Annotated in this window: 20 protein-coding genes and 1 CRISPR repeat array; of the genes, 13 read left to right on the top strand and 7 right to left on the bottom strand. The window is 55.8% G+C overall.

Features of this window, described 5'->3' with window-relative positions; genetic code table 11:
• The first annotated feature begins 7 nt into the window (after nucleotides 1-7).
• The 13 genes from Q8O73_RS17610 to traI are packed head-to-tail and all read left to right on the top strand — an operon-like array spanning nucleotide 8 to nucleotide 16,757.
• Nucleotides 8-337 carry a hypothetical protein gene (locus tag Q8O73_RS17610; RefSeq protein ID WP_305559509.1) on the top strand — a complete coding sequence of 110 codons (330 nt, stop codon included), beginning with the start codon at nucleotides 8-10 and terminating at the stop codon, nucleotides 335-337.
• Nucleotides 334-789 (top strand): hypothetical protein, encoded by a 456-nt coding sequence (locus Q8O73_RS17605; protein ID WP_305559508.1) that lies wholly within the window; start codon nucleotides 334-336, stop codon nucleotides 787-789. The genes Q8O73_RS17610 and Q8O73_RS17605 overlap by 4 nt, the downstream gene beginning before the upstream one ends.
• Complete coding sequence (locus Q8O73_RS17600) at nucleotides 786-956, top strand: membrane lipoprotein lipid attachment site-containing protein (protein WP_305559507.1); 171 nt, start codon at nucleotides 786-788, stop codon at nucleotides 954-956. The genes Q8O73_RS17605 and Q8O73_RS17600 overlap by 4 nt, the downstream gene beginning before the upstream one ends.
• Nucleotides 944-1,717 (top strand): type IV secretion system protein, encoded by a 774-nt coding sequence (locus Q8O73_RS17595; protein ID WP_305559506.1) that lies wholly within the window; start codon nucleotides 944-946, stop codon nucleotides 1,715-1,717. Before Q8O73_RS17600 ends, Q8O73_RS17595 begins: the two co-directional genes overlap by 13 nt.
• A complete protein-coding gene (locus tag Q8O73_RS17590; protein ID WP_305559505.1) occupies nucleotides 1,714-2,805 on the top strand; it encodes a TrbG/VirB9 family P-type conjugative transfer protein in 1,092 nt (363 codons plus the stop codon). Before Q8O73_RS17595 ends, Q8O73_RS17590 begins: the two co-directional genes overlap by 4 nt.
• Nucleotides 2,802-3,923, top strand: coding sequence for a TrbI/VirB10 family protein (locus tag Q8O73_RS17585; RefSeq protein ID WP_305559504.1), 1,122 nt, complete (start codon nucleotides 2,802-2,804; stop codon nucleotides 3,921-3,923). The genes Q8O73_RS17590 and Q8O73_RS17585 overlap by 4 nt, the downstream gene beginning before the upstream one ends.
• A gap of 5 nt (nucleotides 3,924-3,928) precedes the next feature.
• The gene (locus Q8O73_RS17580) at nucleotides 3,929-6,175 is read left to right on the top strand and encodes a hypothetical protein (protein WP_305559503.1); all 2,247 of its coding nucleotides are present in this window, start codon (nucleotides 3,929-3,931) and stop codon (nucleotides 6,173-6,175) included.
• Nucleotides 6,175-7,188: an ATPase, T2SS/T4P/T4SS family gene (locus Q8O73_RS17575; RefSeq protein ID WP_305559502.1), complete on the top strand. Its 1,014-nt coding sequence runs from the start codon at nucleotides 6,175-6,177 to the stop codon at nucleotides 7,186-7,188. Before Q8O73_RS17580 ends, Q8O73_RS17575 begins: the two co-directional genes overlap by 1 nt.
• A complete protein-coding gene (locus Q8O73_RS17570) occupies nucleotides 7,185-9,155 on the top strand; it encodes a type IV secretory system conjugative DNA transfer family protein (protein ID WP_305559501.1) in 1,971 nt (656 codons plus the stop codon). Before Q8O73_RS17575 ends, Q8O73_RS17570 begins: the two co-directional genes overlap by 4 nt.
• Nucleotides 9,142-9,381, top strand: a complete 240-nt coding sequence (locus Q8O73_RS17565) for a hypothetical protein (RefSeq protein WP_305559500.1) — start codon at nucleotides 9,142-9,144, stop codon at nucleotides 9,379-9,381. Before Q8O73_RS17570 ends, Q8O73_RS17565 begins: the two co-directional genes overlap by 14 nt.
• The gene (locus tag Q8O73_RS17560) at nucleotides 9,374-13,150 is read left to right on the top strand and encodes a zincin-like metallopeptidase domain-containing protein (protein WP_305559499.1); all 3,777 of its coding nucleotides are present in this window, start codon (nucleotides 9,374-9,376) and stop codon (nucleotides 13,148-13,150) included. Before Q8O73_RS17565 ends, Q8O73_RS17560 begins: the two co-directional genes overlap by 8 nt.
• 59 nt (nucleotides 13,151-13,209) lie before the next feature.
• On the top strand, nucleotides 13,210-13,566 hold the full coding sequence (locus Q8O73_RS17555) for a conjugal transfer protein TraJ (RefSeq protein ID WP_371135103.1): 357 nt from the start codon (nucleotides 13,210-13,212) through the stop codon (nucleotides 13,564-13,566).
• Nucleotides 13,563-16,757, top strand: coding sequence for a TraI/MobA(P) family conjugative relaxase (gene traI / locus Q8O73_RS17550; RefSeq protein WP_305559497.1), 3,195 nt, complete (start codon nucleotides 13,563-13,565; stop codon nucleotides 16,755-16,757). The genes Q8O73_RS17555 and traI overlap by 4 nt, the downstream gene beginning before the upstream one ends.
• A gap of 179 nt (nucleotides 16,758-16,936) precedes the next feature.
• Nucleotides 16,937-19,344: direct repeats of the CRISPR family, unit length 29 nt; unit sequence CGGTTCATCCCCACGCACGTGGGGAACAG.
• An 87-nt stretch (nucleotides 19,345-19,431) separates the two neighbouring features.
• Here traI and cas2e read toward each other — a convergent pair.
• Genes cas2e through casA form a run of 7 tightly spaced genes read right to left on the bottom strand, consistent with a single transcriptional unit; the run spans nucleotide 19,432 to nucleotide 25,020 of the window.
• Nucleotides 19,432-19,725, bottom strand: coding sequence for a type I-E CRISPR-associated endoribonuclease Cas2e (gene cas2e / locus Q8O73_RS17545; RefSeq protein WP_305559496.1), 294 nt, complete (start codon nucleotides 19,723-19,725; stop codon nucleotides 19,432-19,434).
• Nucleotides 19,722-20,660, bottom strand: coding sequence for a type I-E CRISPR-associated endonuclease Cas1e (gene cas1e / locus Q8O73_RS17540; protein WP_305559495.1), 939 nt, complete (start codon nucleotides 20,658-20,660; stop codon nucleotides 19,722-19,724). Before cas1e ends, cas2e begins: the two co-directional genes overlap by 4 nt.
• Complete coding sequence (gene cas6e / locus Q8O73_RS17535; protein ID WP_305559494.1) at nucleotides 20,657-21,328, bottom strand: type I-E CRISPR-associated protein Cas6/Cse3/CasE; 672 nt, start codon at nucleotides 21,326-21,328, stop codon at nucleotides 20,657-20,659. Before cas6e ends, cas1e begins: the two co-directional genes overlap by 4 nt.
• Nucleotides 21,325-22,017, bottom strand: coding sequence for a type I-E CRISPR-associated protein Cas5/CasD (gene cas5e / locus Q8O73_RS17530; protein WP_305559493.1), 693 nt, complete (start codon nucleotides 22,015-22,017; stop codon nucleotides 21,325-21,327). Before cas5e ends, cas6e begins: the two co-directional genes overlap by 4 nt.
• Complete coding sequence (cas7e, locus tag Q8O73_RS17525; RefSeq protein WP_305559492.1) at nucleotides 22,014-23,078, bottom strand: type I-E CRISPR-associated protein Cas7/Cse4/CasC; 1,065 nt, start codon at nucleotides 23,076-23,078, stop codon at nucleotides 22,014-22,016. The genes cas5e and cas7e overlap by 4 nt, the downstream gene beginning before the upstream one ends.
• The gene (gene casB, locus Q8O73_RS17520) at nucleotides 23,075-23,554 is read right to left on the bottom strand and encodes a type I-E CRISPR-associated protein Cse2/CasB (RefSeq protein WP_305559491.1); all 480 of its coding nucleotides are present in this window, start codon (nucleotides 23,552-23,554) and stop codon (nucleotides 23,075-23,077) included. The genes cas7e and casB overlap by 4 nt, the downstream gene beginning before the upstream one ends.
• Nucleotides 23,551-25,020: a type I-E CRISPR-associated protein Cse1/CasA gene (casA, locus tag Q8O73_RS17515; RefSeq protein ID WP_305559490.1), complete on the bottom strand. Its 1,470-nt coding sequence runs from the start codon at nucleotides 25,018-25,020 to the stop codon at nucleotides 23,551-23,553. Before casA ends, casB begins: the two co-directional genes overlap by 4 nt.
• Nucleotides 25,021-25,047: the final 27 nt, after the last annotated feature.

Below are 25,047 nucleotides of genomic sequence, written 5' to 3'. Positions count from 1 at the left end.
TTTCGAGATGAACAAGTCTCTCAAGACATTCTTGACGGTTTATGGCGGCGTTGTCCGCCATGCCGTCCGCTCCCTTCGGGGGATCGTGCTGGCCTGCCTTCTGGTGGGCTGGCTGGCGCTGCTGTTCGATCCGGAATTCGTCGTTCTGGTTGTCACGGCTTTCGCCAGCCTTGAAGTCCTCGACATGGCAGACCTTCTCAACAAGGCCGCCCTTTTGACCCTGCTTTATGCCTTCGTGCTGGCAGGCGTTCAACTTCTGATTTTTGGCCGGATCACGGCTTTCGCCCGGGCGAAAGGTTCTTCCGAAAATCAATCCAACGACACAGGTGCCAAATGAAAAATCTGATCCGCGGCTATTTCTCACAAATGATGGCAACGCTGTTCCGTATTGCCGTGTGGGCGGGCCTGTCGCCCTTTCTCCTGACCAGAAAGAGCGTTTTGATCTTCGCCAGAAATTTTGGCATGGCCGTGATCGACCTGATCGATTTCGTGATCTGGATTTGCAGTTCGTTTGTTCAGGGGCTGGTCCTGCTGATCGTGATGGTGCCGTTTCTCGGCCTGCTCATCGATCCGGATCAAACCTTCCGGATATTGAACCAGCTATCAGCGGCGTCCCCGACCGACATACAGGCCCGGTTGATCAAGGTTCTGACAATCTACACCAGCTTTTTCTTCATCTATATCGGCACCCGTCTGTTCATCTTTGGCGGGATTTCCAAGCCTGAAAAATCCCTGCCTTTGATGGTCGCCGGGGCGGCTCCAACAGTTCAAAAAGGACCTGAGAAATGAAAAAACTGATCATCGCCTTTACCGCTGTCGTTCTGCTGTCGGGCTGCGTGACCGGCAAGGATGTCGAACTGCCAAAGGAAGGTACCGGCACCGATGAAATGAAGAAAAGCCCGTGCGTTTGCGATCCGATCCAATTCAACAGTGGAGGTTTTGAATGGGTCGGCTAAACGGTTTCCTCCAAGGTGTAAAGGCCCGCAGAGCCGCCTTTCTTGACAGGAACGCCACAGGCACAGAACCGCAATTCGATCAGCCCAAGCCCGGGCGCCATGCTTCTGTGGCGGCTTCGGACCCGTTTGCTTTTGAAGCTTCCCACCGGCGAACCGCATGGATGCTGAGAATGTCGGCAGGCATGAATATCGCTCTTATCGCCTGCCTTGTCGTCGCCTTCAATGTGATCGCCGGAATGGTGCCTCTGAAAGAAAAAGTGCCGTTCTTTATCATCCCGGCCACGGAAGACGAGGTTCGTTTCCAGATCAAACCCGTCGTGCCAAACGTCAAAGCCTTTGATGTCGAACTGGAAGGCAAGGCGCGGCGCTATGTCAAGGCCCGCCTTGAGATTGACGGGGTGACGCAGGAAGAGCGCCAGCGCGAAGTGTCCCGGATGACCGAAAAAAAGGAATGGTCCGATTTCAAGAAGGAATGGATCGACAGCGGAAAGATCACCGAGGCGATCAGGGATGGTTTGAGCCGGGAAATCATAATCGAAAGTGCCAGTCAAATTGCCAGCCTGACGGGCGATTACAAATTCGCCATCGACTTTACCCGGATCGACACCCGCAACGGCAAGCCTGTCGGAGAGCCGACAAAGCTCCGGGCCTATGTATCGATGGTGACAAGCGAACAAAGCGTTTCACTTGAAGAGAAATACATCAATCCGTTCGGCATCACCGTGACGGACATGATTTTACGTTCACGAGGTGCATCATGAAAATACCCACACCCCTCCGGATTGCCATTCACGTCATTCTCTTCCTGTGCCTGCTGATCTTTTTGGGGATGGCCGCACTTGATGCAATGGCGCAAACACCCCGCCCGGCCATGCCCGGGCAGGAAGCACCGTTTGCCGGTGGTCAATCCGTTCAACCCCCGACCGCCTCGGCACAAATGCCGGTGCCTGACAGCATTGTCGATCAGGCGAAACTGCAAGCTGAAGGTGAATACGGAACGCTGGTGCGCCCGCGCACCTCGGGTCAGGTGCAGGAAGTCTGGGACTACGCCAGCAAGGAAGATGGCGTTTACACCACCGATATGTGCGCGGACTGCACCTATCGGGTCCGCACTCGCGAATATCTGGTGACGGTGATTGAACTGCCGCGCGGCGAAGTGATCAGCGCCATTGATATCGGCGATAAATCCAACTGGACGATTGCCGAACGCGGTCAGCGCCGCATTGCCGTGCGCCCGCATGGCTATGGATACGACACATCAATGGCGGTTTATGGGGCATCGGGGGCGGTCTATCCGATCTATCTGCGGGCCGAAGGCGTGAACTCGACCAATCTGCCCGATCTGGTCGTTCGCATTGCCGGGGTTGTCCAGATCGACAAGTCGCTGTCGGTGCCGGTCAGTGACGCGACCGCAGCCGGCACAAATGTCTCCGATGCCGTGACCGCGACCGCGACCGTTCCAAAGATGAAGATCGACGGAGAAGACCAGGTTGCGGATGCGGTCAATGGTTTGACCAACACCAATCCCGGCACGCCCGAGGGCGATTTTGTCGCCGAAGCGAAGTTTGATCCCAACGCGCTGCGCGGTTGGGGACAATACAAGCTCTGGGGGGATGACGATCTTGAGCCGGTCACGGTCTTTCGCGATGACCATTTCACCTATATCCGGTTTGGCGACAAATGGAAGGACCTTGAACTGCCAACCGCCTATGTGGTCGTTGATGAATTTGACGAACTGGTCAATACCCGCGTACAGGGTCAAACCTTTATCGTTGAAAGCACACAGAAGCTGATTACCCTGAAAAGCGGCTTCAAATATATGTGCATTGAATACACAGGTGGCGCATGAGTGCGCTCTGTGACATCGCGCTGGTGATCGGCCTGACCTTCAATGGTCTGTGTGTCGATCCGGAACAGGCCAAGGCCCCGCCGACGCTACCGGCTGACGATGAAACGGCTTGGGCTTTACCGGCTCCGCCGCCGCCCGAACCTCCGGCACCGGAACCAGCGCCGCCGCGTTTTCCGCCCGTGATCATCAAACAGGCCGCACCACCGGCACCCCCACCACCACCGGCTCCGGAACCGGAACCTGTGAAGGAACCGGAACCCGCCCCGATGCCTGCACCAGACCCTTACCGGCTGGCCTTGCAGGCGGCCATGTCGCGGGCGGTACAGAGTCAAAGCCTGACCCTTGCCGCCTATCACGATCCTGCGGTTTCAATGGATAGCGGGGATAGCGGAGCCAATATCGCGCCAATCCCGAAAATGGATCGCCGCATTGCACCCGATCCGCTTGATCTGAAGGATGTGGGGAAGGAACCGGAAGATTATCAGGGGCCGCGCCGGTACTCGACCCTGCCGGTCGATAACACAAGGAAGATCGCCCAGGACCGCTACATCTCTGTCCAACTGGAAACCGGGATCAACAGTCAGGTCGGGGGGGATCAACCCGGTTCGGTGATTCTGCAAACAACCCGTGATGTGTTTGGCTATCACGGGCGCATGGTCCTGCTGCCGAAAGGCTCAAGGATGATTTGCAGCTATCAGCCGCCCGAAGATATGGGCAGTTCACAGCTTTCGATCCAGTGCGACCGCGTTCTGATTGCGGGCCATCGCGCCGAAATCATCCAGGTCGCATCCAACGTCACCAATCAGCAAGGCTGGTTGGGGGTCGCCGGGGAAGTCGATAACCGGTTTTGGCAACGCTACGGCAATGCCTTCCTGCTGACCGGGATTTCAACTGCGGTGCGCTATGCCGCCGCCAGCACGAAAACAGAAGATGCCGACGGGCAAGTGGCAACCGCCGCTGCCGAAAAGGCGTCTGAAGAACTCTCAACCAAATTCGGGGAAATCACCGCCGACATGCTGGAGCGAACGATTGATCTCAAACCGATCATCACGATCCCGCAAGGCACCCGCCTGCAAATCCGTCCGGCAACGGACTGGTATATCAAGGAAGTGGAGTAACAATCATGAAAAGCAAATGGCTTGCATTGCTTCTGGTGTCGTCATGTCTTGCCCTGCCGGTATCCGCGCAGATGACAGAGGACACCGGAACACACCCCCCGGCCCCGGTCGCCGATCCGTCCGCTGCCGGGATCGATGCGATGGTCGCAAAGGTCAATATCCTGACCCGCACCAAAACCCTGACCGAACTGCCCGAGAATGATCCGATTGCACTGGATCTCGGGCTTGTCGATGTGCCGGGCGTTTCAAAGTCTCTGACCGAGGGTGTGACGGCGAAAGCCTACGCCCGCTATGTGTCGGTCGATGACATGCTGATCGGCCAGCTTGTGCTGTCGAGTGTCGGCAAAGGAAACAGTACTGAACCGCTCAATTCGGACAATTTTGCAGCGCAGTTCAATCTGGATCAAACCTCGCTTGATCCATCGTCCCCGATCACGATTGAAGGCGATCAGCCGGAACTTGTGGCCGCCCTCGAACGGCTGGCCGCCGCACAGGAAGAACCGGAAGAAGCCGCAAAAGAAGATGAACTTGCCGATGCCGGGGTTGGCGCTTCTGACGGCAAGGTGGGGTCGAATGCCTCCTCAAATCCGGATGCTTCAGGATACAGCACACCGGGCGCACTGGATGTCGGCAAGGAAGCTGTGATCAGTTCAAACATCACGACAGAAGGCTGCAATATCCGGGTTGATCTCGATCAGTTGCAGGCCATCCAGCAAACCCGTGTGGTGACGACGACGGACGGCACACCCGAATATGGCGCGTGCGCCGATGGGGCCGAACGCTTCAAGATCAGCCAGTCTTACGCCGTGTGTTCTTACGATGAAAATGTCGAGGCGATGACGGCAACCGCACAGTTCATCTATTACTACACGGATGGCGGCGGCAATCGGGAAGAAATCGGCGATTGCCAGCCCGACGCGGAAAAAATCTTTGACATCGTTGAAGATCGCAACGCCTGCAATGTCTATCTTGATTACACCAACCTTCAGGCCGTGCCGCAAGGCAAGCTGGTTTACACCAACCACAACGGCAAAGTGATCCCGGTTGCCGATTGCGCGGCATCAATCGAAGTCGATCCGGTTCCGATGGTGCAAACCACGGAAGGTTGCGACATCCGCGATGATTTCATTGCGGGCAAGTCCTTTGGCCGGTCGAAATATATCTACACCCTTGATGGCCGCGATTGGGATACCTCCTGTCAGGATAACGACGAGGAATATCCGCACAGCACGATTTATAAAACCGCCAATGGCGATCAGGTTTGCGAACCGATCATCAATCGCGAAAGCGGCAAGGTCACACTGCAAAGCCGGGTGATGATTAACGTCAACGGCTTTGAGTTGTATCGCAGCCCCTGCACGCCCGATACGACGGCCAAGGATATTCAATCCACCACGGCAGGATGTGAAGACCCGGCCAAATGGACCCACAATATCACCGCCAGCCAGAGTATCGGCAGCGAACGGTTCTATTACCTGATTGATGGCAAACAGGAAGCTGTGACCGAGTGCCAGGACAACGATGTTATCTATGCCCACCAGCAGGAAACCACCGGCTATCAGAACCATGATGACAAACTGTTCTCATACCGTCTGGTTACGCTTTACATCGAAGGCACACCGCAAGGCCGTTACAACATCGCAACCAGCCAGGTTCTGGCCGGTGATCCGCAAATTCCTTATGCCTATGAAGGTCAGTCGCCCAAGGCCAATGGTGAAGTCTTCTATGAAGAATGCACCCGCTTTGAAGGCCGCGATCTGGTCAATGCCTATACCCGCCCGGATGGCACGACCTACAACTTGAAGGTAGACGAAGACACTCCCGTAAATGTGGGCAGTGCCTGTGATCCAGTGATCGTGTGGGGTACAAGCTCAACATCAAGATTCACACAGCCCATGCGCGCGAGCGACAGAACAAACAAATGCGGTACATCGACACTTTCCTATTATTACAGAACCGATACAGGTGATAACGGCCCAGGTTCACAACTCCATCAAGGGACATCAACATCGCCTGATCATTGTGCATGGACGGATCAGGTCGCAACAAAAACCATCATTCGCGAAGACAGCGTTCAGATCGGCGATGCTGTAACGAATAATTGCAGAGCAACCAACCGAAGTCCTTCAATCCAAAATCAGGGCACCCCCAACTCCAGTTGGCATGTGGTCTACAATAGTAGCGTTCCCGGTTTCCCGAGCCACAGCAACAGCGTCAAGTCAGGTTGCCTCGGCAATTGGGGATGGTGGTAATGAACCAGATAACCATCAATCCCCTATACAAAAAAATCGTCCGTCCCCTCGCCAAATACTATGACGATCCGAAAACCGTTGAAGTCCGGCTGAACAAGCCGGGCTGCATCGTGGTGGATCGGCGCGGCGAAGGCAAAAAACTGATCGAAGATCCCGCTCTGACACAGGCGGCAATCGAAGGGCTTTGCAAAAGCCTGTCAAACGTCCGGGGCCTGAACTTCGATCCGGACGCCAACCCGATCCTCTCTACGTCTCTAGATGAGGGCCATCGCTTTGAATGTCTGGTCGGGCCATCGGTTCGATCCGGCCTCAGTCTTGCGATCCGCTGCAAGCATCCCTTCACCCCGACATGGGGCGATCTGATTGCCGCCACCAAAAAGGGGGATCGTGACTTCCTTGATGACGCGATGGAGCGGACTAAAATCAAGTGCGAAAGCGAAATCAAGGACCTGCTGATTGAAGCGATGATCAAAGGCTTGAACATCGGGATATCTGGCGGAACCAATACCGGCAAGACCACGCTGCTAAACCTTCTTTTGTCCTCGGTCGCCGATGACGTGCGCGTTGTTGGGATGGAAGATAGCAACGAGTTGTTTCTCGACCGCTTTTGGGACGGCAACGGTCTTCTGGCGGCGCGGGAAAGCGGAACCAATACCGGCATGGTCGATTGGCGTGTGCTGTTCGATCATGTCAACCGCATTACCCCAGACCGGGTGCCGTTCGGGGAAATCTCCACCAAGAATGCCTTTGCCGTTCTGGGCACGCTCAATGCCGGTGCAACCGGCGTGAGTTTCACGATCCATTCATCCGATCCCAGACACGCCATCCATCGCAAGTTCGACCAGAACATCGCATGGGCTGGAATGAAGATGGACCGGATTCCGGAGTTCCTGAGCGAAATGGTTGATCTGGTTGTCCAGGTCAAACGCTATGAGGACAGTTTCCGGCGTATCACCGATATCTGGCAGCCAAGGAATGACAATTACATCCTCAAAAACGGGAGAGCGGCATGAACCAGCGTGTCGGTCAATTTTTCCTGTTCCTCATCCTGTTGGGGCTGGTCGGTGGAATTCTGGGGCAGTGGTATCTCTCGGTCGGTTTTGATCCGAGAAACCCGGCATGGTGGCAATGGCTTTGGGCGGCTTCCATTCACCCGGAAGGCTTGCCCGATGAATTGCTAAAACCGGCCTTCCTGACGGCCATCGTGGCCGGTCTGCTTTTTGTTGTCGTCGGGTTTTTAATGACCCGGGCGAGAAACGAAACAATGTCGGGTGGACATAAAAGCAAAAATCTTTATGGCTCGGCCCGTTGGGCAAAGCTGAAGGATATCAAAAAGGCCCGTCTGCTGCGCAAAGCCGGGGTTGTGGTCGGCGGCTTCCCGGCCAAGCTCGGCAAAATCCTTGAACTGCGGGATAACAGCCCGTCGCATGTCATGGCCTTTGCACCGACCCGAACCGGTAAAGGTGTCAGTCTGATCATCGCGACACTTCTGCGCTGGCGGTCAAGTTCTGTGACCCTTGATATCAAGGGTGAGAACTACGCCAAAACAGCGGGCTGGCTGGCGAAGTTGGGAAACTTTGTGGTGCGGTTCGAGCCGACCGCCATCGATCCAACCAATACCATGCGGTTCAATCCGTTGGCAGAAGTCCGCACCGGCACGATGCGCGACGTGGCCGACTGCCAGAATATCGCAAACATGGTGATCGATCCGGACGGCAAGGGTCTCTACGATTACTGGCGTCAGGAAGGCTGGGGCTGGCTTTCAGTTGTCCTGCTCCATGTGATTTACAAGGTCCGCAAAGAAGAACAGCGCATCGCCTGCTTTGATGATGTGAACACGTTCCTGTCGGGCATTATGACAGTCGAGCCACCGGCAGAGGCTATTGAGAGTGCCCGTGAAGGGGCCAGCAAAGAAACTCAGGCCACAGAAAACGCAATGGCGGCCGAGGATAACTTTGTCAAAATCCTGAACGGCATGGCCGCTTACGATCATGGATCATCGCATGTGAACAAGGTTGTGCGGGGTGGAGCGAACAGCCTCGCAATTATGGCACCGCAACAGCGATCCGGCGTGCATGGCAACGCCAAAACGCAGCTTACCCTGTATGCCGATCCGATCATTGCCCGCAACACAGCGGTCAGTGATTTCAAACTCAGTGACATCATGAATGGCGATAAGCCGATGTCGCTGTTTCTGGTCTTCAGCCCAAGTGACATTGCGCGTATCCGGCCCCTGATCCGGATCATGCTCAATATGTTCCTGCGGCGATTGACCGAAGAAATGGAGTTTGGGGAAGGCAGCAAGCCAAAATCCGGCTTCAAGCGACTGCTCACGAAGTTTTCTTTCCGCCGAAAGGGCGGCAATTTTCTTGGCGGCAAAGGCTATAAATACAAGCTTCTGTTGATGCTCGATGAGTTGATCTCTACCGGAAAACTCGATGTCTTTGAGGAATCTCTGGCCTTCCTCGCCGGTTACGGCATCCGCTGTTACATTATCATCCAGGACATCAAACAACTCTTTAAAACCTATGGCAAAGATACCTCCATCATGGGGAACTGCCATATCCGCACGGCCTTTGTGCCGAACGATCCGGAAACCGCCGAACATCTTGCCAAAATGCTCGGCAAAGTGACGGTCGTTCAACGGCGGCGGTCGCAATCCGGAAAGTCCGGACAGATGAGCGGTTCTGTATCGGACAATATCCATGAAACCAGCCGCGATCTTATGACGGCTGACGAAATCATGCGCATTCCCATGATCAACATTGATCCGGACGGCATCGACAAGCCGAAACCCGGTGACATGCTGATTTTTGTCGGGGGCCAGCCGCCGATCTACGGCAAGCAGCGGCTTTACTTCCTTGATCCGGAACTGGACGGCCAATCCAGTATCCGCCCCCCGAAGATGCCGGATTTTTCAAACACCCCTGTCAATCTGAACGTCTCTTCAACAATGGAGAAAACCCATGAAGCAGCCTGAAAACAGCCCGGGCGCGGATGCCCGCTTGAATGAACCCGAATATCTGAAGCTGGCCGCTCTGGCCGTCTCTGCTGCCAGTGATGGCGGGCCGGTGCCGGTCGATCCCGATGTCGCCGACGCGATGGGCGCATTCGGCGAAGAAGCCTTACCGATAGATGACGCTCTGGACAGCCATTTTGACGGCGTTGATCCGACCGCGATTGAGGGAGTAAAGGGCAATGGCTAAACCAAACTTCCGCGATCAGGTCGTTGAAAGCCTCATCGAGCAAATGGAACGCGGCACCGCGTCGTGGCAAAAGCCGTGGGAACCGGGCAAAGTCCGCGAACCGGCCTTTAACCCGACCACAGGCAATGCCTATAGCGGTATCAACCAGATCTGGCTTGAATCGAAAGGCTATGCGGATCCACGTTGGGTCACGTATCGCCAAGCCCAGGCGAACGGCTATCAGGTTCGCAAGGGCGAAAGTGGAACGAAGATCGAATATTGGCAATGGGCCGACCGCCAGCCGATGAAAGATGGCGCGGGCAAACCTGTCCTCGGCATTGATGGAAAACAGCGATATCAGGAAGTGAAGCTGGACCGCCCGAAGGTCTTTCATGCTGTCGTTTTCAATGGTTCACAGATCGACGGCCTTGAACCTTATGTTGGCATGGCACCTGATTTCAACCCGGTGGAACGTGCGGAACAGGCGCTTTCGCAGTTGGGTGTGCCGATCCATCATGACCAGCGCGACCGGGCTTTCTACCAGCCCGGCACGGATGAAATTCATCTGCCGCCGAAAGGCTGGTTCAAGAGCCAGTATGAATATTATGCGACGGCGCTTCATGAAGGCGGCCATGCGACCGGCCATTCTTCGCGTATGGCCCGTGATGGTGGGCCGTTCGGATCGGAATCCTATGCCCGCGAAGAACTCCGGGCGGAAATCGCCAGCTTCATGCTGACGACGGAGTTAGGGCTTGGTCACTATCCAGAACGCCATGCCAGCTATGTCGGCTCATGGATGAAGGCGATCAAGGATGATCGCAACGTTCTGTTTACCGCAGCCCGTGATGCGGAAAACATCCGCACCTGGATCATGGAACCGGAAAAACGTCTCGCCCTGACGCCGGTCAAAGCGAAGGAACAAACGCAAGAACTGGAACAACAGGAAATGAACCAGCCTCAGATTGCGACAATGGAGCAAAAGGCTGCCGTCGATCCTGTGCCAAACATGCGGGTAAAGGATATTAAAAACGACTGGATGCTTTATGCCGCCGAAATGGCGGGGTTGCCTGACGCGAAAGAAATGAACGATGTCGAAAGGGATTTTTCCGGTATCGATGCGTGGACACACTACATCGACAATCAGGATACCCGGAACAATGTAGAAGAACGCAATAAAAAGACGGAAGAAAAATTGCTGGTAATGGCGGGCCGATCCGTCAAACACGCGGAACTGTTATCGGTTTTGTTCGATACTCATGAGGCGCAAGCCGGTGAAAACTTCATCGACGCATCAAAGTGGTACATCCCGACGGATCGGCGAACAACCGCTATTGCGAAGGAAATCGGTGTCAAACCCGCAGACTATATCGCTGAAAAACTGGTTGCCCAGAACCAAAAGGCACGGGCAGAACAAAACGCCAAACCGTTAGAGATAGAGGAAATTCGCACGAGTTGGGTTGAAGTCGCTGGCCGAGAGGCTGGCATTAGCTATCCCACATTTAACGCCTACCTGCAAAAGACGTTCAGCGCGACAAACTGGAATGAGACAGGAGCGTCGGAATCGGCTGCCTACAGCATCAGGGATGTGGTCGATCGTCAGTCGCGGGCCCATAGAGAATTGGCTTCAGTGATGTGGGATACCTATGCGCCCGACAAGGTGAAGCGGCCAGACTACTATATTCCACCTGACAGCCGCACAAACGAAGTTATACGGGCTCTTGGCACTGATCCCGAAAAATCTCTGCTTTTGAAGGCAGGAGTACAGCGCCCCGGTGAGATCGATCTCAAAGAGATATTCAAGCCCGTCAAGGACATTTCCGCCGAAGATATTAAGGCGAACTGGCTGCTTCATGTCGCCCAATCTGAAGGGATGACCGACGCAAAAGACTTGGGCGAAGTTTTCGGAGCTTTTCACCGTGTCGATGCGTGGACACACTACATCGACAATCAGGATCAGGCGACGAAGGCTGTCGAACGCAATAAAAAGACGGAAGAAAAATTGCTGACGCTGGCGGGCCGATCCGTCAAACACGCGGAACTCCTGTCCGTTCTCTTCGATACTCACGAGCGCCAAGCCGGTGAATTCTTTATAGACGCTTCAAAGTGGTACGTCCCGGCTGATCAGCGAAAATACCCGGCCATCCAGGCACTCAGAGCCGATCCGGTGAAATCCCTTCTCAATGCCTCGGTCGCACAGCAACCCCGTTATGAGGTGGAAACCGGCGAAAAAGGAAAATCCGTTTTCTTTGACGGCATTGTTGCCGCCGTTAAGGAATTTGTTAGCCGTCACGACAATGGCATGAACAGCATTCACCGTCATGACGGGGCAGAGATAACAACGGTCTTGGGCCACGATTGGTACAATGACGGATCAAATCACCGATACTGGTACATGACTGCCGAGGTGAAAAATCTCCATCAGGAGCATAGGGACCGCAAGCTCTCTCCTGAACGCCAGCCCATCGAGATTTCCGGGAAGGAAGTCGAAAAATCGCTGGATCGTGAGGTTGGCAGAATCCAGACCCAAAAAGCTGAAATGGCCGATACGCTGGAAAAAGACAAAATCCGGGCGGCCCGGGCGCAGGAAAAAGGTGCCGTGATGGAAAAAACCGACCGCAAACGTGTCTTTCTGAATGTTCCCTACTCCGACAAAAATGAGGCGAAAGAGGCCGGTGCCAAGTGGGACCGGCGCGGTAAAGCATGGTTTGTGCCGGAAGGCACAGACATGAAGCCCTTCGTAAAATGGCAGGAGAAAGTGGAAGACACCCAGACGAAGATTGACCCGCAACAGGAATTTGCAATGGCTTGCCGGGAGCAAGGTCTGATCATTGAAGGTCTGCCAAGTATGGATGGCAAATGGCACCGCGTCGCCGTTGATGGCGATGCCAAAGGCCGGACAAACGGCAGTTACCGGGGATTTCTTGAAGGTGTCCCCGCCGGTCAGATCATGAACTACAAAAAGGCAGCCGAACCGGTCAAATGGGTTTCGACCGGAACCAAGATCGATCCGGAAGAACTTGAACGGATCAAGGCAAGCTCTGCCGCCCGAAAGGCGGAGCAGGAGCAGGAACTTCGGTTTGAACAACAGAAAACGGCCAAACGCGCCTATGCCGTTTTCAAGAACGCAATCGAAGCGACAAATGACCACCCGTATTTGCAGAAAAAGCAGGTATCGGCTGAAACCTTACGCATTGATCGTGAAGGCAATCTCGTGGTGCCGATGGCCAATGAAAAAGGCTTCATTGAAAACGTTCAGACCATCAAAGCCGATGGCACAAAGATGTATCTGAAAGGGGGTCGGAAAGCCGGACTGATGCACATCATCCCCGGCAAGAAAGATTCGCCCCTGATCATTGCCGAAGGCTATGCGACGGCCAAGAGCCTGCACGCCGCAACAGGCTTTACGACGGTGGTTGCATTCGATGGGGGTAATTTGCCGGTCGTGGCCGAATCTCTGAGGAAAGAGAACCCGGCCCGACCATTTGTGATCGCGTCCGACGACGATCACATGCAAGTCGAAAAAATGGGTTTCAATCCCGGCCTGAAGGCGGCGGAGCGGGCGGCTGAACGGTCAAATGCGCCGATCCTCAAACCGGCTTTGACCGCCAATGAAAAGCAGCGCGGCTTGACGGATTTCAACGATCTGCAAGTTGCGCGGGGCTTCGATCAATTCCGCAAGGATGTCATGAAACAGCTTGCAGCGTTGGGCGTGACAGCCACGCAAAAACAGGTGGCACAGCTTACGCCACAACACAAAGCAGTCTCGCAAAGCAGTCAAATGACTGTCTGACCTGATAACCGGCGGCGGCAACGTCGCCGGTTTCTTCCTGTTTTTTAGGGAATATAGGCGTGGCAACAGACCGTACTAAAATCGAAACCTATCTTAATGAAAAAGAATTTTCTCGCCTCAATCAGCTATCCAAGCAATTGAAATTGAGCCGTTCAGAACTTCTACGTCGTTTGCTAATGAACACTCCGTTACCAAACGCCCATACGTTTGAGGCGTCCCGGGGCATTGTCGATCTGTTGCAGGTCAATGCCGATCAGGCCCGTCTTGGCAATCTTCTGAAGCTGGCAATGGATGAACCGTTAAGTGCAGACCTTTTGCGCAAATTCGACCAACTGACGGCAGATATCCGGGCGACCCAGGACGATCTTAAAAAGATCGCCCGTGAAATTGACGCCTCAATCGGTCGGAAAAAATGATCACGAAAAAAATCCCCAAAGACCCGGACAAACCGGACAACTTTAAGGCGCTGGCCGAATATATCGCCGCTGCAAAGGAACCGGGCGAGAAGCTGGACAAGTTCTGGATCGCCAATTGTGGCGCTGGCGAAACGCTGGATGATCTGGACCTTGCCATTCTCGAAGTGAATGCGGTTCGCCGATTAAAACCCAACGTGGATGACAAAACATATCACATGATGGTCTCGTTTCGCCCGGGTGAAAAGGAACGCCTGTCCGAACAGGATTTGAAAGACATCGCAAAAGCCTACATTGATGCGCTTGGATTTTCAGAACATCAATATGTGGCCGGGACCCATACCAACACAGACAATTTCCATATGCATCTGGCGATCAACAAGGTGCATCCGGCCACGCTTCAGGTTGTTTCCCCGTCACACGATTACCGCAAACGTGATCGCGTCTCTCGCGAACTGGAAAAGAAATATGGCCTCTTTGTGGATAAGGGTAAGGGCAAACACGCCCTGAACCAGCCAAAACTGTCACCGTCCGCCCGCACTTATGAGACGCATACATGGCAGGAGAGTTTCCAGAACCATGTGCTTCAGCACCGTGAAGCCATCCTTGAAAAAATCAATGATGCAGAAGCATGGGCCGATCTGCACAAAACCCTTGCCGAATACGACATTGAATTGAAAAAGCGCGGTAACGGTTTTGTTCTGGTCGGCCCGGACGGTCAGGGCATGAAGGCATCGGCCCTTGACCGCTCTATGAGCAAAGCCGCCCTTGAAAAGAAGCTGGGCGATTTCGAGCCACCAGCCGCCCAAATCCCCCGGAAAGACGCACTGCCTCCCCGCCCCCGCCATCGTTACAAGAAACGGCCCACGATGCGTCATCCCCGACTGTCGCCCTTGTGGCGGCGGTATCTCAACATTCGGCAACCGGAACACAAACGCAGTACCTTTCTGCGCCGAACCATTTCCAACTGGAAACTGTTCCTGCTCAGTGAGGCATACAAAGACCCTTTGATTGTGGTGTTCCTTCTGGCCCAACAGGAATTTCTGCATCTGGTCTTTGGCGACGACAAACCGACGCCGGTTTCCAAACTCGCCGCCCCTGCCCTCGCCGCATGGCGGAATGCCAGTCAGTGGGCCGATGCAAAATCGCTCAACTGGATAGCCGAAACACGTTCCACCGGTCGGGGCTGCCGACTGGATGAAGAAGGCAATCTGATCGTGCCATTCAAGGACGAAAACGGTTTCATGCAGTTGGTGCGACTATATTCGCCAGACGGCAAAACGATGCAGATCGGGAACACAAACGCCCGTGGCCTTACCCATATCATTGATACAAGAAAGCAGATCGAAAGCGGGCCTGTCATTTTCGTGTCCGATTACGCCGATGGCGTTAAAATCCATGACGCGACCCGCCGTCCTGTTGTTGTTGTCGCCGATCCGAAAGAGTTGCGCCAGGTTATCGGACAGCACCGTTATCGCAATCCGACGATCAGGCCGGTTGTCCTTGCAGGCAACGATGCTTCAAGCCAGCCGGGTATCAGAAAGGTTGCAATGCCGCATGAGGATGATGTGACGGAAATCCGTCGCGCCTTTGCTCACGCGATTGGGGATGATGCGTTTATCGAGTGGGACGCCTGTAAGGAATGGGCCACACCGGGTAATTCACCTTGGCTGAAAGCAGCCGGTCTGCGCGGTTATGGTGTTAAAAACTCGGCCGATGGCAGCGCAGCGGTCCCGCTTAAAGATCGTTCTGGCCGGATTGAAAATGTCATGCTGATCGACAAAAAGGGAAAGCAAAGCCTTGTCCTTGATGCCGATCCGGAACGTCCTCTTTATCACACAATCGATCCGCAATGGCGTTCAGACAAGGATACAATCGTCATTGCCCGGGATTATGCGGATGCGGCGGCCATTCATCGGGCAACCCGCTGTCCCGTCGTGGTACCGGAACGTCCGGACCTGTGGTCAGAAGTCGCAGAACAAGTCCGGCAACGATTTAACGACGCCCAAATTGTTGTCGCTCTTGATGCGGTCGGTAATGATGACGACGAAAAGAAAGCGAACAAGTTGGCTGTCGAAATTGTGCGGCCTGCCCGTGCAGTGGCATTCAAGGAATATGCGGCGCGTGAACCTGACAAGCCCGGCTCCCGGCTGCTGGCATTTGGGATTGATCATTATGATTTCAATCCTGAAAAGTCGGAATCGGGTTATGCGAAGCTGCAAGGTCCCGATGGAGCAGAACGTGTTGTCTGGGGTGTGGATATCGCCGATGCAGTGGAAGCGTCCGGGGCGAAGCCGGGTGATTGGATCTCGCTTGATATTGCCAAGAAGAAAGAGGTCACGGTTGAAGAACGGTATCGCGACAAGAACGGACAATGGCAAACCAGGACCGTCCAGACACATCGCAATATCTGGAAGGCTGTCATTCTTCCTGATCCCGAAACCGTACCGTCCATGATCACTTTGCGCAACGAACTGGCCCTGCCGGTCAGTGATGATGGATGGACCGCGTGGCAGGCCGCAACCCTGCCCGATAAGGAATGGCCGCGCACGAGGCCGGAAATCGGGTCTGTGGAAGCGTGGCGCGGATATCGGGTAGATCAGGATGGAAATGTTCTGGTGCCACTCAGGGGCGGCGGAAACCGCCTTGCTGCGGTTTATCGTCTCGATTCATCGGGCACCGGTGAAATCATTGCTGGCGCCGGTGGCGACAAAGGGCTTCATCATGTTGTCGGTGGACGGATATCGAAGGACAAGGACGAACCGATCCTGATCGCTGATGATCTGACCAGCGCGATAGAATTGAACCGGATTACGAAAAAGCCGGTTGTGTGGTCGATTGATTCCGAAAACCTGAAAGCCGTCGGAGAAAGCCTGCGCCGGTTGCATCCGGATCGCAATATCCTGTTCGCGGCAATGGATGCGCATATGGCCATCGACAACAGGCCGCTTGCGCATGCGAAGCAAGCCGCTTCTGCCATCAATGGTGATGTGATGCTTCCTCCCCTTTCCGATCAGGACAGGAAGCGCAACAGCATGTCTTTTGCTGATCTGTTGAAATCCGGACAGATCGAGGCCGTCAGAACCGCCCTTAAGGAGGCCGGTATTGAGGGCGATGGCAAAAAGAAAAAGCCGGAAAAAGACCAATCACGCAAACCGCGTGGCATGTCTGTGTCGGCAGGGCCGGGAGAATAGCCTGTCCGGCAGATGCTACATTTCCATTCCAGGTGTATTTTTGCGCCGCATGGGTTTGGTCTTCTGCACAGTATCCTGTTTAACTGTGGCAAATTTCTGCACGTCGCTTGAACGGACGTGCCCCCTACCTGCACATGCGAGGAACAGGATGGCGATTGCGTCGTCACCATCCGAAAAATCGGTTCATCCCCACGCACGTGGGGAACAGGCCTGCATCCGCTCAACGGATGTGTCGGACCCCGGTTCATCCCCACGCACGTGGGGAACAGTTTGGGGCTACCGGTCAAACCGATCCAACAGTCGGTTCATCCCCACGCACGTGGGGAACAGACGGAGTTGCCGCATTTTGCGACCTGTTGGCTCGGTTCATCCCCACGCACGTGGGGAACAGTCCATGACGGTGATTACGCAGAATATCAAGGACGGTTCATCCCCACGCACGTGGGGAACAGGCGATTAAGGGCCATTTCAGGCGGATAAGGCACGGTTCATCCCCACGCACGTGGGGAACAGAATCAGGCGCGATTGCACCCTGTTTCCAGCCCCGGTTCATCCCCACGCACGTGGGGAACAGGAGGATCATATTGTAAGAGTGGCGCGGGAATGCGGTTCATCCCCACGCACGTGGGGAACAGCCATAGCCCCGGCTGTGCGCCGTGCCGCGTGCCGGTTCATCCCCACGCACGTGGGGAACAGACTCCAAAACGCGGGCGACGGGAAGCCATTCCCGGTTCATCCCCACGCACGTGGGGAACAGTCCGAACGTCGGCTTGCCCTCCTGCGCAGTAACGGTTCATCCCCACGCACGTGGGGAACAGGCCGGGGAGATTCAAGGCACCGTGCCCCGTCTCGGTTCATCCCCACGCACGTGGGGAACAGGCGGATTAGCTGGTTCAGGTTTCGGCCAATCGCGGTTCATCCCCACGCACGTGGGGAACAGGCAACAGCGCCGGGAAATTCGGTTCGCGTGTGCGGTTCATCCCCACGCACGTGGGGAACAGGGTCGAGCAAGCGGGCCAAAAGAGATTCATCACGGTTCATCCCCACGCACGTGGGGAACAGGCGAAATATGGTGAGGTGAGCGGCAACGTTTGCGGTTCATCCCCACGCACGTGGGGAACAGTTTACACCCGTTTTTCTGCATCACCAGAGCAGAGGTTCATCCCCACGCACGTGGGGAACAGTCCTCAAGCCGGGGCGGTTTGTCCTGAATGATCGGTTCATCCCCACGCACGTGGGGAACAGTGTCCTGATAGAAGCGCCGTTTGGCGCAAATGCGGTTCATCCCCACGCACGTGGGGAACAGTGTCGCCTACCTGTTCGGGAAGGTTGTCGCGGCGGTTCATCCCCACGCACGTGGGGAACAGCGCCATCTGGAACATCCCAGATCGGCATCGATCGGTTCATCCCCACGCACGTGGGGAACAGGTGTATCGCTCGAACGGTTCTTTTTTGGTGGCCGGTTCATCCCCACGCACGTGGGGAACAGTCTGACCGCCTCAAGAAGGTTGACCGTTTGGCCGGTTCATCCCCACGCACGTGGGGAACAGCGCCCCAGATGGTTTGCCAGACCGTTTGATAGCGGTTCATCCCCACGCACGTGGGGAACAGCGCACAGCCAAACAAACAAGGATGGTCAAATCCGGTTCATCCCCACGCACGTGGGGAACAGTTGACATGACACGCCTGCTGGATGACCAGCGCCGGTTCATCCCCACGCACGTGGGGAACAGCAAATGTGGTGCGGTGTGCTCGCCATTTCAGGCGGTTCATCCCCACGCACGTGGGGAACAGTTGATGGCGTCGAAACGATCCCCCATCGCGGACGGTTCATCCCCACGCACGTGGGGAACAGTGTGTCAGGATCTGACACCAACCCAGGCCGATCGGTTCATCCCCACGCACGTGGGGAACAGAGCAGCAGGGCGGCGCGGGATCGGAGAAATTGCGGTTCATCCCCACGCACGTGGGGAACAGACACGGGGAAATACAATGAAACACGAAGCAATCGGTTCATCCCCACGCACGTGGGGAACAGTTGCGCGCATCCGGACCCAGATCCCGGCCATCCGGTTCATCCCCACGCACGTGGGGAACAGGCGGCCATGCTCAATTGGATGGTCTGACTTGGCGGTTCATCCCCACGCACGTGGGGAACAGGTTACATCCTCGATTTCGTGGCTGTCGGCGGGCGGTTCATCCCCACGCACGTGGGGAACAGTACGGGATTGTCTTCGACATCGACGGCAGGGACGGTTCATCCCCACGCACGTGGGGAACAGACGACAGCGCTTTCACCCGTAAACATCGGGTTCGGTTCATCCCCACGCACGTGGGGAACAGCTGGGCTGCGTAAGCCGAACCATCGTGAAGAGCGGTTCATCCCCACGCACGTGGGGAACAGGAGGGCGCAATTCCCTCTCGCCGCGCTCAAGTCGGTTCATCCCCACGCACGTGGGGAACAGGCCGATATCGTCACGATATTTCGCGGCAAGGTCGGTTCATCCCCACGCACGTGGGGAACAGGCGTCGAGATCGAGGGCCACGCGGGCGTTTGGCGGTTCATCCCCACGCACGTGGGGAACAGTCTTCGTGCAGATGATTGATTTACAACGATTATTCAACCGTCAAAAACGCACCGGCTTTTAGGGGCCGGATTTTCCCCTCTTCACAGCTATCGTTTTGAAACGGGTTCGGAAAAGAAGCTAACCAATTTCAGGCCGTCGAAATCGACCGGCATGCGGCGGTTCCGGCCTATGGTAAGAAAGTCGTAACCCTGATCAGTCGGGGCTTTCCAGATCATTACACCGTCACCTTCTTCAATGCCATCGGTGACCTGCTGCCAGATCATCGTGCGGGTGCGGGCGCTATAGTCACCGACATAAACCCCTGCCCTCACTTCGACGAGCCACGCTGCTAGCCTGCCCCGTAACCGAGGTGGCGCGTTGGAAATCACGACGACCATCATCGATGCCCGTCCTCTCCGGTCTGTTCCGGGGCAGCAAAGGCAGGACCGAGCGCTTCTGGCGGAGGATCGGGACGCGGCAGGTCTCCGGCAGAGAGAACATCCTCTATCATCGGGATAATGCTCCCGAGGAGCCCCGTGCGACGGAACATATCCCGACAAGTGAGACGCACCGCTCGGTCGGGATGCATCTCGAGCTTCCCTTGGGCCGCTTGCCCCGCGATGCGGAAGGCCTCGGGCACGACAGTGGTCAGTTTGTAGAGGTCAGCGATGTCATAGACGAAAGACAGTGGTTTTCCGGTGTGCAGGAAGCCGATGGCGGGAGCATAGCCTGCGGCAAGAACGGCCGCCTCCGTCAACCCGTGTAAACAGGCTGTAGCCGCGGACAGGCATCGGTTCGGAATATCTCCGGCCTCCCAATCGGCAACATCATAGGAGCGACGTTTCCATTCAACGCCGTATTGCCGGGCCAGTTGCGCGTAGGTCTCACGCACACGAACGCCCTCGATCCCACGGAGTTGCTTTATCGACCTGCGCGAGGGGGCTTCTTCGCCAAAACGCAACTCATACATTTTACGCACTACGCGTAATCGGGCCGCATCGTCGAGCGCGATTGAGGCCTGCCACAAAAGCTTGTCGGATCGCGCCCCACCCGGTTGACCGGCTGAATAAAGGCGGACACCGCCCTCCCCAACCCAAGTGATAAGGGTGCCGACACGGGCCGCCAAAGCTATGGCCGCATGAGAAATCCTCGCACCGGGTTCGAGCATGAGCCCCGCCAGACCACCAACGGGTATCTGGGTCCGCGTTCCATCCGCATTGACAGCCACAAAAGCGCCGTCCGCAACATCCAGTTGTGCCCGTTCTACGAAGACAAGCTGCGCCCGATCTTTTAGCGGGATCGGACGCGGGGGCGACAAACCGGACAACGTGCTCATACCGCGCGACGCACCAGCATCAGGCCGCAGCCAAAAGCCTTGGCCCGACCTAGCCCGATTTGCAGAATCTGCCGAAATGCCTCCGGCTCCGTAACCTCCAAGGCTCCTTGCAGATCCAGGATACCGAACTGCGGTTGTCCCTTGCGGGAACCACGATGTGTTGTAAGAGCCCGGACGGAATAATCCGTTACCTCGCATTTCAGAACGCGGAAACCGTTTCGGTCCCCCTGACGCTCTAGCCAGGAAGCCCCTTCAGATTGCGCGATGTCCATCCGCTGTGCGGCCCGTTTATCCTTTGGAAGGGCAAACAAGGCATCCATCACGACATCCACGCGCCCTCCCCCCTTTTTTGTGCGGGTTGCATTCGCACGAAGGGCAAAGAACAACCGGTCGCCTGCCTTGAGGACTGGATCATAGGGTTTCACATCCACTCGAGAAAAAAGGTCGCACGCCATCGGTTCGCGCACCGAAAGAACCAGGAACTCTCCTGCCCTCTCTTCTCGCCACAAGAAATCCCGTCGTCGATCCGGATCATCGGCAAAGAGCGTCCAAAGCAACCGGTGATGCGCATCGGTCCGATCACCCGCATCATCTGGCAACAGCAATGCATTCAACGCTTGAATCGATGGTTTTCTGGAGATTGAAACACGGGACATAAACAGCGTCATCGCGCAACCTCCGGTTCGATATGGACTTGCCTGAAGGCCACCTGCCGCAACCCGAAATGCCAGTGCTTACGATCAATCGCCTGATCGTGTCGGGCTTCAATATGGGTATCCCCATCTTCCGCATCCGTAATCAGTTGCGTCGCCGTCACCCCTTGCCGCCATTCGGGAACGCGGACTTGGGTCATGGCGTCTTCTATGGTCTCCGCCTGTATGATCCGTGCATCAACCGGTGCCGATAAAGGGCAGGATTTTCGCCCGAAATAGAGTGTAAACACAGGCGACTTCAGAGCCGACTGTAGCGTCTCCAATCCCTCCCCCCAAATGACCACACCAAAGAGCGGCCCGGTTTGGTAATCCCTGAGCGTAATCGTGGTGTTCGTATCACGCCCCGCGATGCGCAAGGCCTCTGGTCGGGAGTTGGGGGATTTTGCCTTGGCCGACGGGACAGTTTCGACAGTGTGGTAATCACGAAATCCGCTATCCGTCCGGTGCTGGAACGGTGCGACCGCCATGCCAAAAGCATCCAGCACCGTAAAATCATCCTCGCGCCGCAGACCCAAGGCAGCGCCAATTAACCCCGTAATCGCTGACCGACCGGGCCAAAGGAGCGACCCGCGCCGTTCATGTCCGGCAAGATCGCCCATCGCCCCAATTGAGGCAGACAGCGTAAAAACCAGATACTGCGTCATGCGTCCGCCTTCACCGCAGCGGTTGCAAAGGCTACTATTTCATCAAGGGATCCAATGCCCGCAGGCACGTCCATGACAACGGTAGCGTCATAGGCCTTACCATAGGCACGGTCAATGTTTGCAGCGGTCTTGGTCAACGCCTCAACCGATGAACGCTCCCACGGCTGATCTTTGATCGGGGTAAAAAACGCCCCCGTCAGGTCACGCGGTTGCTGGCTGCCGACTTCGGCACGCACGAAATAGGCCCGCGGACGGTTGGCAAAACTGTTCTGCTTTCCTGTCGGTGTCGCCATCGCGACGGCACGCGCCAATGCCTCGATCCCTTTAGCAGCCAACTCCCGATCACCGGCAAGGTTTTCAACCAGAAGATCGACATTTACACAGACATATTGGTAATAGATACCAGATCCAAAGCCGCTTTCATCAAGGTGCCCTGCCCCGGCCTTGTTAAGATCATCGACGGCAGAATACCAATCATCCTCGGCAACGGCTGTGTGAGTTGTGATGGCGTGGCTCACTTGAACAGCCGCATCACGGTTAAAGTCGGCATCATCAGCGAGCATCCGACCGAACATGGCAATATCGATTGCCCCATCGGCCTTGCGCAAAACAATCTTTTTGAGTTCCTTGTCTTTGGGCAAGTCTTCACCTGCAAGCACCTTGTCGGCAAGGTCCTCGGCCAGCTTCCACTCCGCCGGAGAGATGAAAGCCAGCGTTGTTCCGATCTTCTCCTCCTGCGCGTTTTTTTCAGGTGTTTTCAATTTTCCAAAAATGGTTGCGACCTGCCCTGCAGCGGCGGCAGCATCATTTGGTTCTGCGCCATCCGTGATCAGCTTGTCACGCAGCCGTTCAAACAGCCGTTTCGTGCGGGTGCCCAGATGATCAGCCAAATCAAGTGCAAAGAACGTACTCCCGCGGATCGCCCTCTTTGAGGACTGAGACGAAATCCGCAAGCGCGGAAAACCACCGATATTGGCCTGTTTAGGGCGGCCTTGGTCATCGCGGTTGGGATTCGACGGGCCGTATTTGGTCAACACATGAAATTGCACAAAGACTGTCATTCAACCTTCTCCCCGGAAATCGGTTTGGGCGCGTCGGCCCCGAAATAATGGAAACACCAGGTCATGCGGGTCTGTTCGGACCAGAACATCAGATCCTCGCCCAAGACCGCAACGTTGCAACGATGCCCCGCAATCTTGATCGCGCGACGCATGCCAGAGACAAGCTCGTCACCAGTCGCCCGCATCAGTTTCTGAAACCGCAGCGTGGAAAACGGCTTCGGATCCCCGCTGCCTAAATTTTTCGCCAAGGGTTGGGAGACATGTTCCCGAACCTCGGCAAGCAGGGATACAAGCCGCACCAACCGTTCCGCATCCTTTATCCCCAGTTCACACGCCAGATCATGGACGCGCGGTTCGCACATCACCTCGACTGGCGTCGCGCGTCGCAGTCGCGCCGAGAGCGCCCTGCCCTGCGCAGTCTCACGGCCGAGCGCCGATCCCCACCATTTCAGAATGGTATTGCCATGCTCGCTCATGCCGCATTTCCTCTCTTGGATGGGGGGTCCATGTCCAATGCCTTGAACAAAAGTTTTCCGAACTTGCCGTAGCCCGCAAATGTCCCGGCAAGATTACGGCGGGCCACGACGATTTTCTGGATGTCCGAAGTATCGCGTTGGTCGAGCGAAGGTAGCGAAATCGCGTCGAACCGCCGGATGGCTTCGTTTCGCAAATCTGCGAGCCATGCAGCGCAAATGTCCCTGGCGGTTTTCCCGGACTTAAGGTCAGTCAAACGGGCCAAAAAGGCAGTTTCAGTAGCAATGTAGAACGCCTCCCGTTCTGCCTCTCTCGCCCCGCCTTCGGCCAAAACAGGCACCAAGGCTCCGCGCAAAGCAACAGCGGCATTGTCTGCGGCAGAAATCAGTCCGGCCAGGGTCAAGGACTGATCCTCAGTCAAATCGATAAGCGGCTCTACCGAATAGGTGAAATCTGCGGGGGTAGCCTTGGCCATCGACCAACCAGCGACGATTACTCTAGCGGGCCTATCAGAACGCTGTTGCCAAAGATCGACACAATGTGCCCGCTCTGCCAACTCGGAATCCCTGGATTGAACCAGAATACCCAACCAATGACGATAGCCAAACGTGCCTGCTTTGGGGTGAACCGGCAATCGAAAATCTTCCACTTTCATCCGATAATAAGGGCTAAGCGGATGCACCCAGCCCGCATAATCGGTGCCATGGGGCTTTTGAATGACACCCGTAATAACATCCCCTTCGGCTACCAAGCGTAACCGGCGGGGTGCGCCGAAAAACGCTTCGACCGAAAACTTCTGACCTTGCGGCGGTCTTGTTTTCAGATTCTTGTCAGACACTCGTGTTGGGTACATCCACGGAAGTTCGGACATCGCAGCCTGCGTACTGCTCGGAACATTGGCCCAAATAATCGACCAAAGCCCAAGCCCCGGGTCAACCAGCGTCACCATCGGTCCGCCGCCCCTCATCGAAGTTCGGTTCCCAGCACCGCCTGATGGCGCATATGCCTGTATGGTAAACAGAGCCATCGCCGCAAGAGGAAGATCCAGACCGGTATAACGCCTGCGGTGAACCATCAGGTCCGCGTTCTTATAGGCCGTATTCACCCCCGCGCTATCAATAAACAGCATATCTGGCGCATTCGGCTCCCCTCCCAGCGGCTCCAGATCCTGCAGGAACAACGGACCATCCCCGATCAGGTTGAACGCAGGCGCATATGCCGCCAGTTTCTCACGCAAGCGTTCAGGATCAGGGGTTGCACGATCTTCCCAATCATCACCGCTGGTCGGAGGATCTGCCATATAGACCAAACCGATCAGCAGCTCGAGACAGCCAATATTCAGATCCACTCGAGGCCAGTCGGGGCGAAATAGCGCAGAATCAGCGATTTGCCACGGTGCAACGATCCGGCGATTTCCAGATTTGTCAATGACAGGGATCCAAGGATCGGTGATTAGATTTAACGGCACAATGGTTTCCGTTCAACGTGAATTCGC

The organism is Thalassospira sp., from assembly GCF_030690045.1.
Taxonomy (GTDB): domain Bacteria; phylum Pseudomonadota; class Alphaproteobacteria; order Rhodospirillales; family Thalassospiraceae; genus Thalassospira.
The sequence above is the reverse complement of the archived record's forward strand: the minus strand, read 5'-3'. Positions and strand labels throughout refer to the sequence as shown.

Bases quoted from the DNA above. Each gene is read 5' to 3' on its own strand.
- Q8O73_RS17610 (WP_305559509.1), top strand. From the start codon at position 8: ATGAACAAGTCTCTCAAGACATTCTTGACGGTTTATGGCGGCGTTGTC.
- Q8O73_RS17605 (WP_305559508.1), top strand. From the start codon at position 334: ATGAAAAATCTGATCCGCGGCTATTTCTCACAAATGATGGCAACGCTG.
- Q8O73_RS17600 (WP_305559507.1), top strand. From the start codon at position 786: ATGAAAAAACTGATCATCGCCTTTACCGCTGTCGTTCTGCTGTCGGGC.
- Q8O73_RS17595 (WP_305559506.1), top strand. From the start codon at position 944: ATGGGTCGGCTAAACGGTTTCCTCCAAGGTGTAAAGGCCCGCAGAGCC.
- Q8O73_RS17590 (WP_305559505.1), top strand. From the start codon at position 1,714: ATGAAAATACCCACACCCCTCCGGATTGCCATTCACGTCATTCTCTTC.
- Q8O73_RS17585 (WP_305559504.1), top strand. From the start codon at position 2,802: ATGAGTGCGCTCTGTGACATCGCGCTGGTGATCGGCCTGACCTTCAAT.
- Q8O73_RS17580 (WP_305559503.1), top strand. From the start codon at position 3,929: ATGAAAAGCAAATGGCTTGCATTGCTTCTGGTGTCGTCATGTCTTGCC.
- Q8O73_RS17575 (WP_305559502.1), top strand. From the start codon at position 6,175: ATGAACCAGATAACCATCAATCCCCTATACAAAAAAATCGTCCGTCCC.
- Q8O73_RS17570 (WP_305559501.1), top strand. From the start codon at position 7,185: ATGAACCAGCGTGTCGGTCAATTTTTCCTGTTCCTCATCCTGTTGGGG.
- Q8O73_RS17565 (WP_305559500.1), top strand. From the start codon at position 9,142: ATGAAGCAGCCTGAAAACAGCCCGGGCGCGGATGCCCGCTTGAATGAA.
- Q8O73_RS17560 (WP_305559499.1), top strand. From the start codon at position 9,374: ATGGCTAAACCAAACTTCCGCGATCAGGTCGTTGAAAGCCTCATCGAG.
- traI (WP_305559497.1), top strand. From the start codon at position 13,563: ATGATCACGAAAAAAATCCCCAAAGACCCGGACAAACCGGACAACTTT.
- cas2e (WP_305559496.1), bottom strand. From the start codon at position 19,725: ATGATGGTCGTCGTGATTTCCAACGCGCCACCTCGGTTACGGGGCAGG.
- cas1e (WP_305559495.1), bottom strand. From the start codon at position 20,660: ATGAGCACGTTGTCCGGTTTGTCGCCCCCGCGTCCGATCCCGCTAAAA.
- cas6e (WP_305559494.1), bottom strand. From the start codon at position 21,328: ATGACGCTGTTTATGTCCCGTGTTTCAATCTCCAGAAAACCATCGATT.
- cas5e (WP_305559493.1), bottom strand. From the start codon at position 22,017: ATGACGCAGTATCTGGTTTTTACGCTGTCTGCCTCAATTGGGGCGATG.
- cas7e (WP_305559492.1), bottom strand. From the start codon at position 23,078: ATGACAGTCTTTGTGCAATTTCATGTGTTGACCAAATACGGCCCGTCG.
- casB (WP_305559491.1), bottom strand. From the start codon at position 23,554: ATGAGCGAGCATGGCAATACCATTCTGAAATGGTGGGGATCGGCGCTC.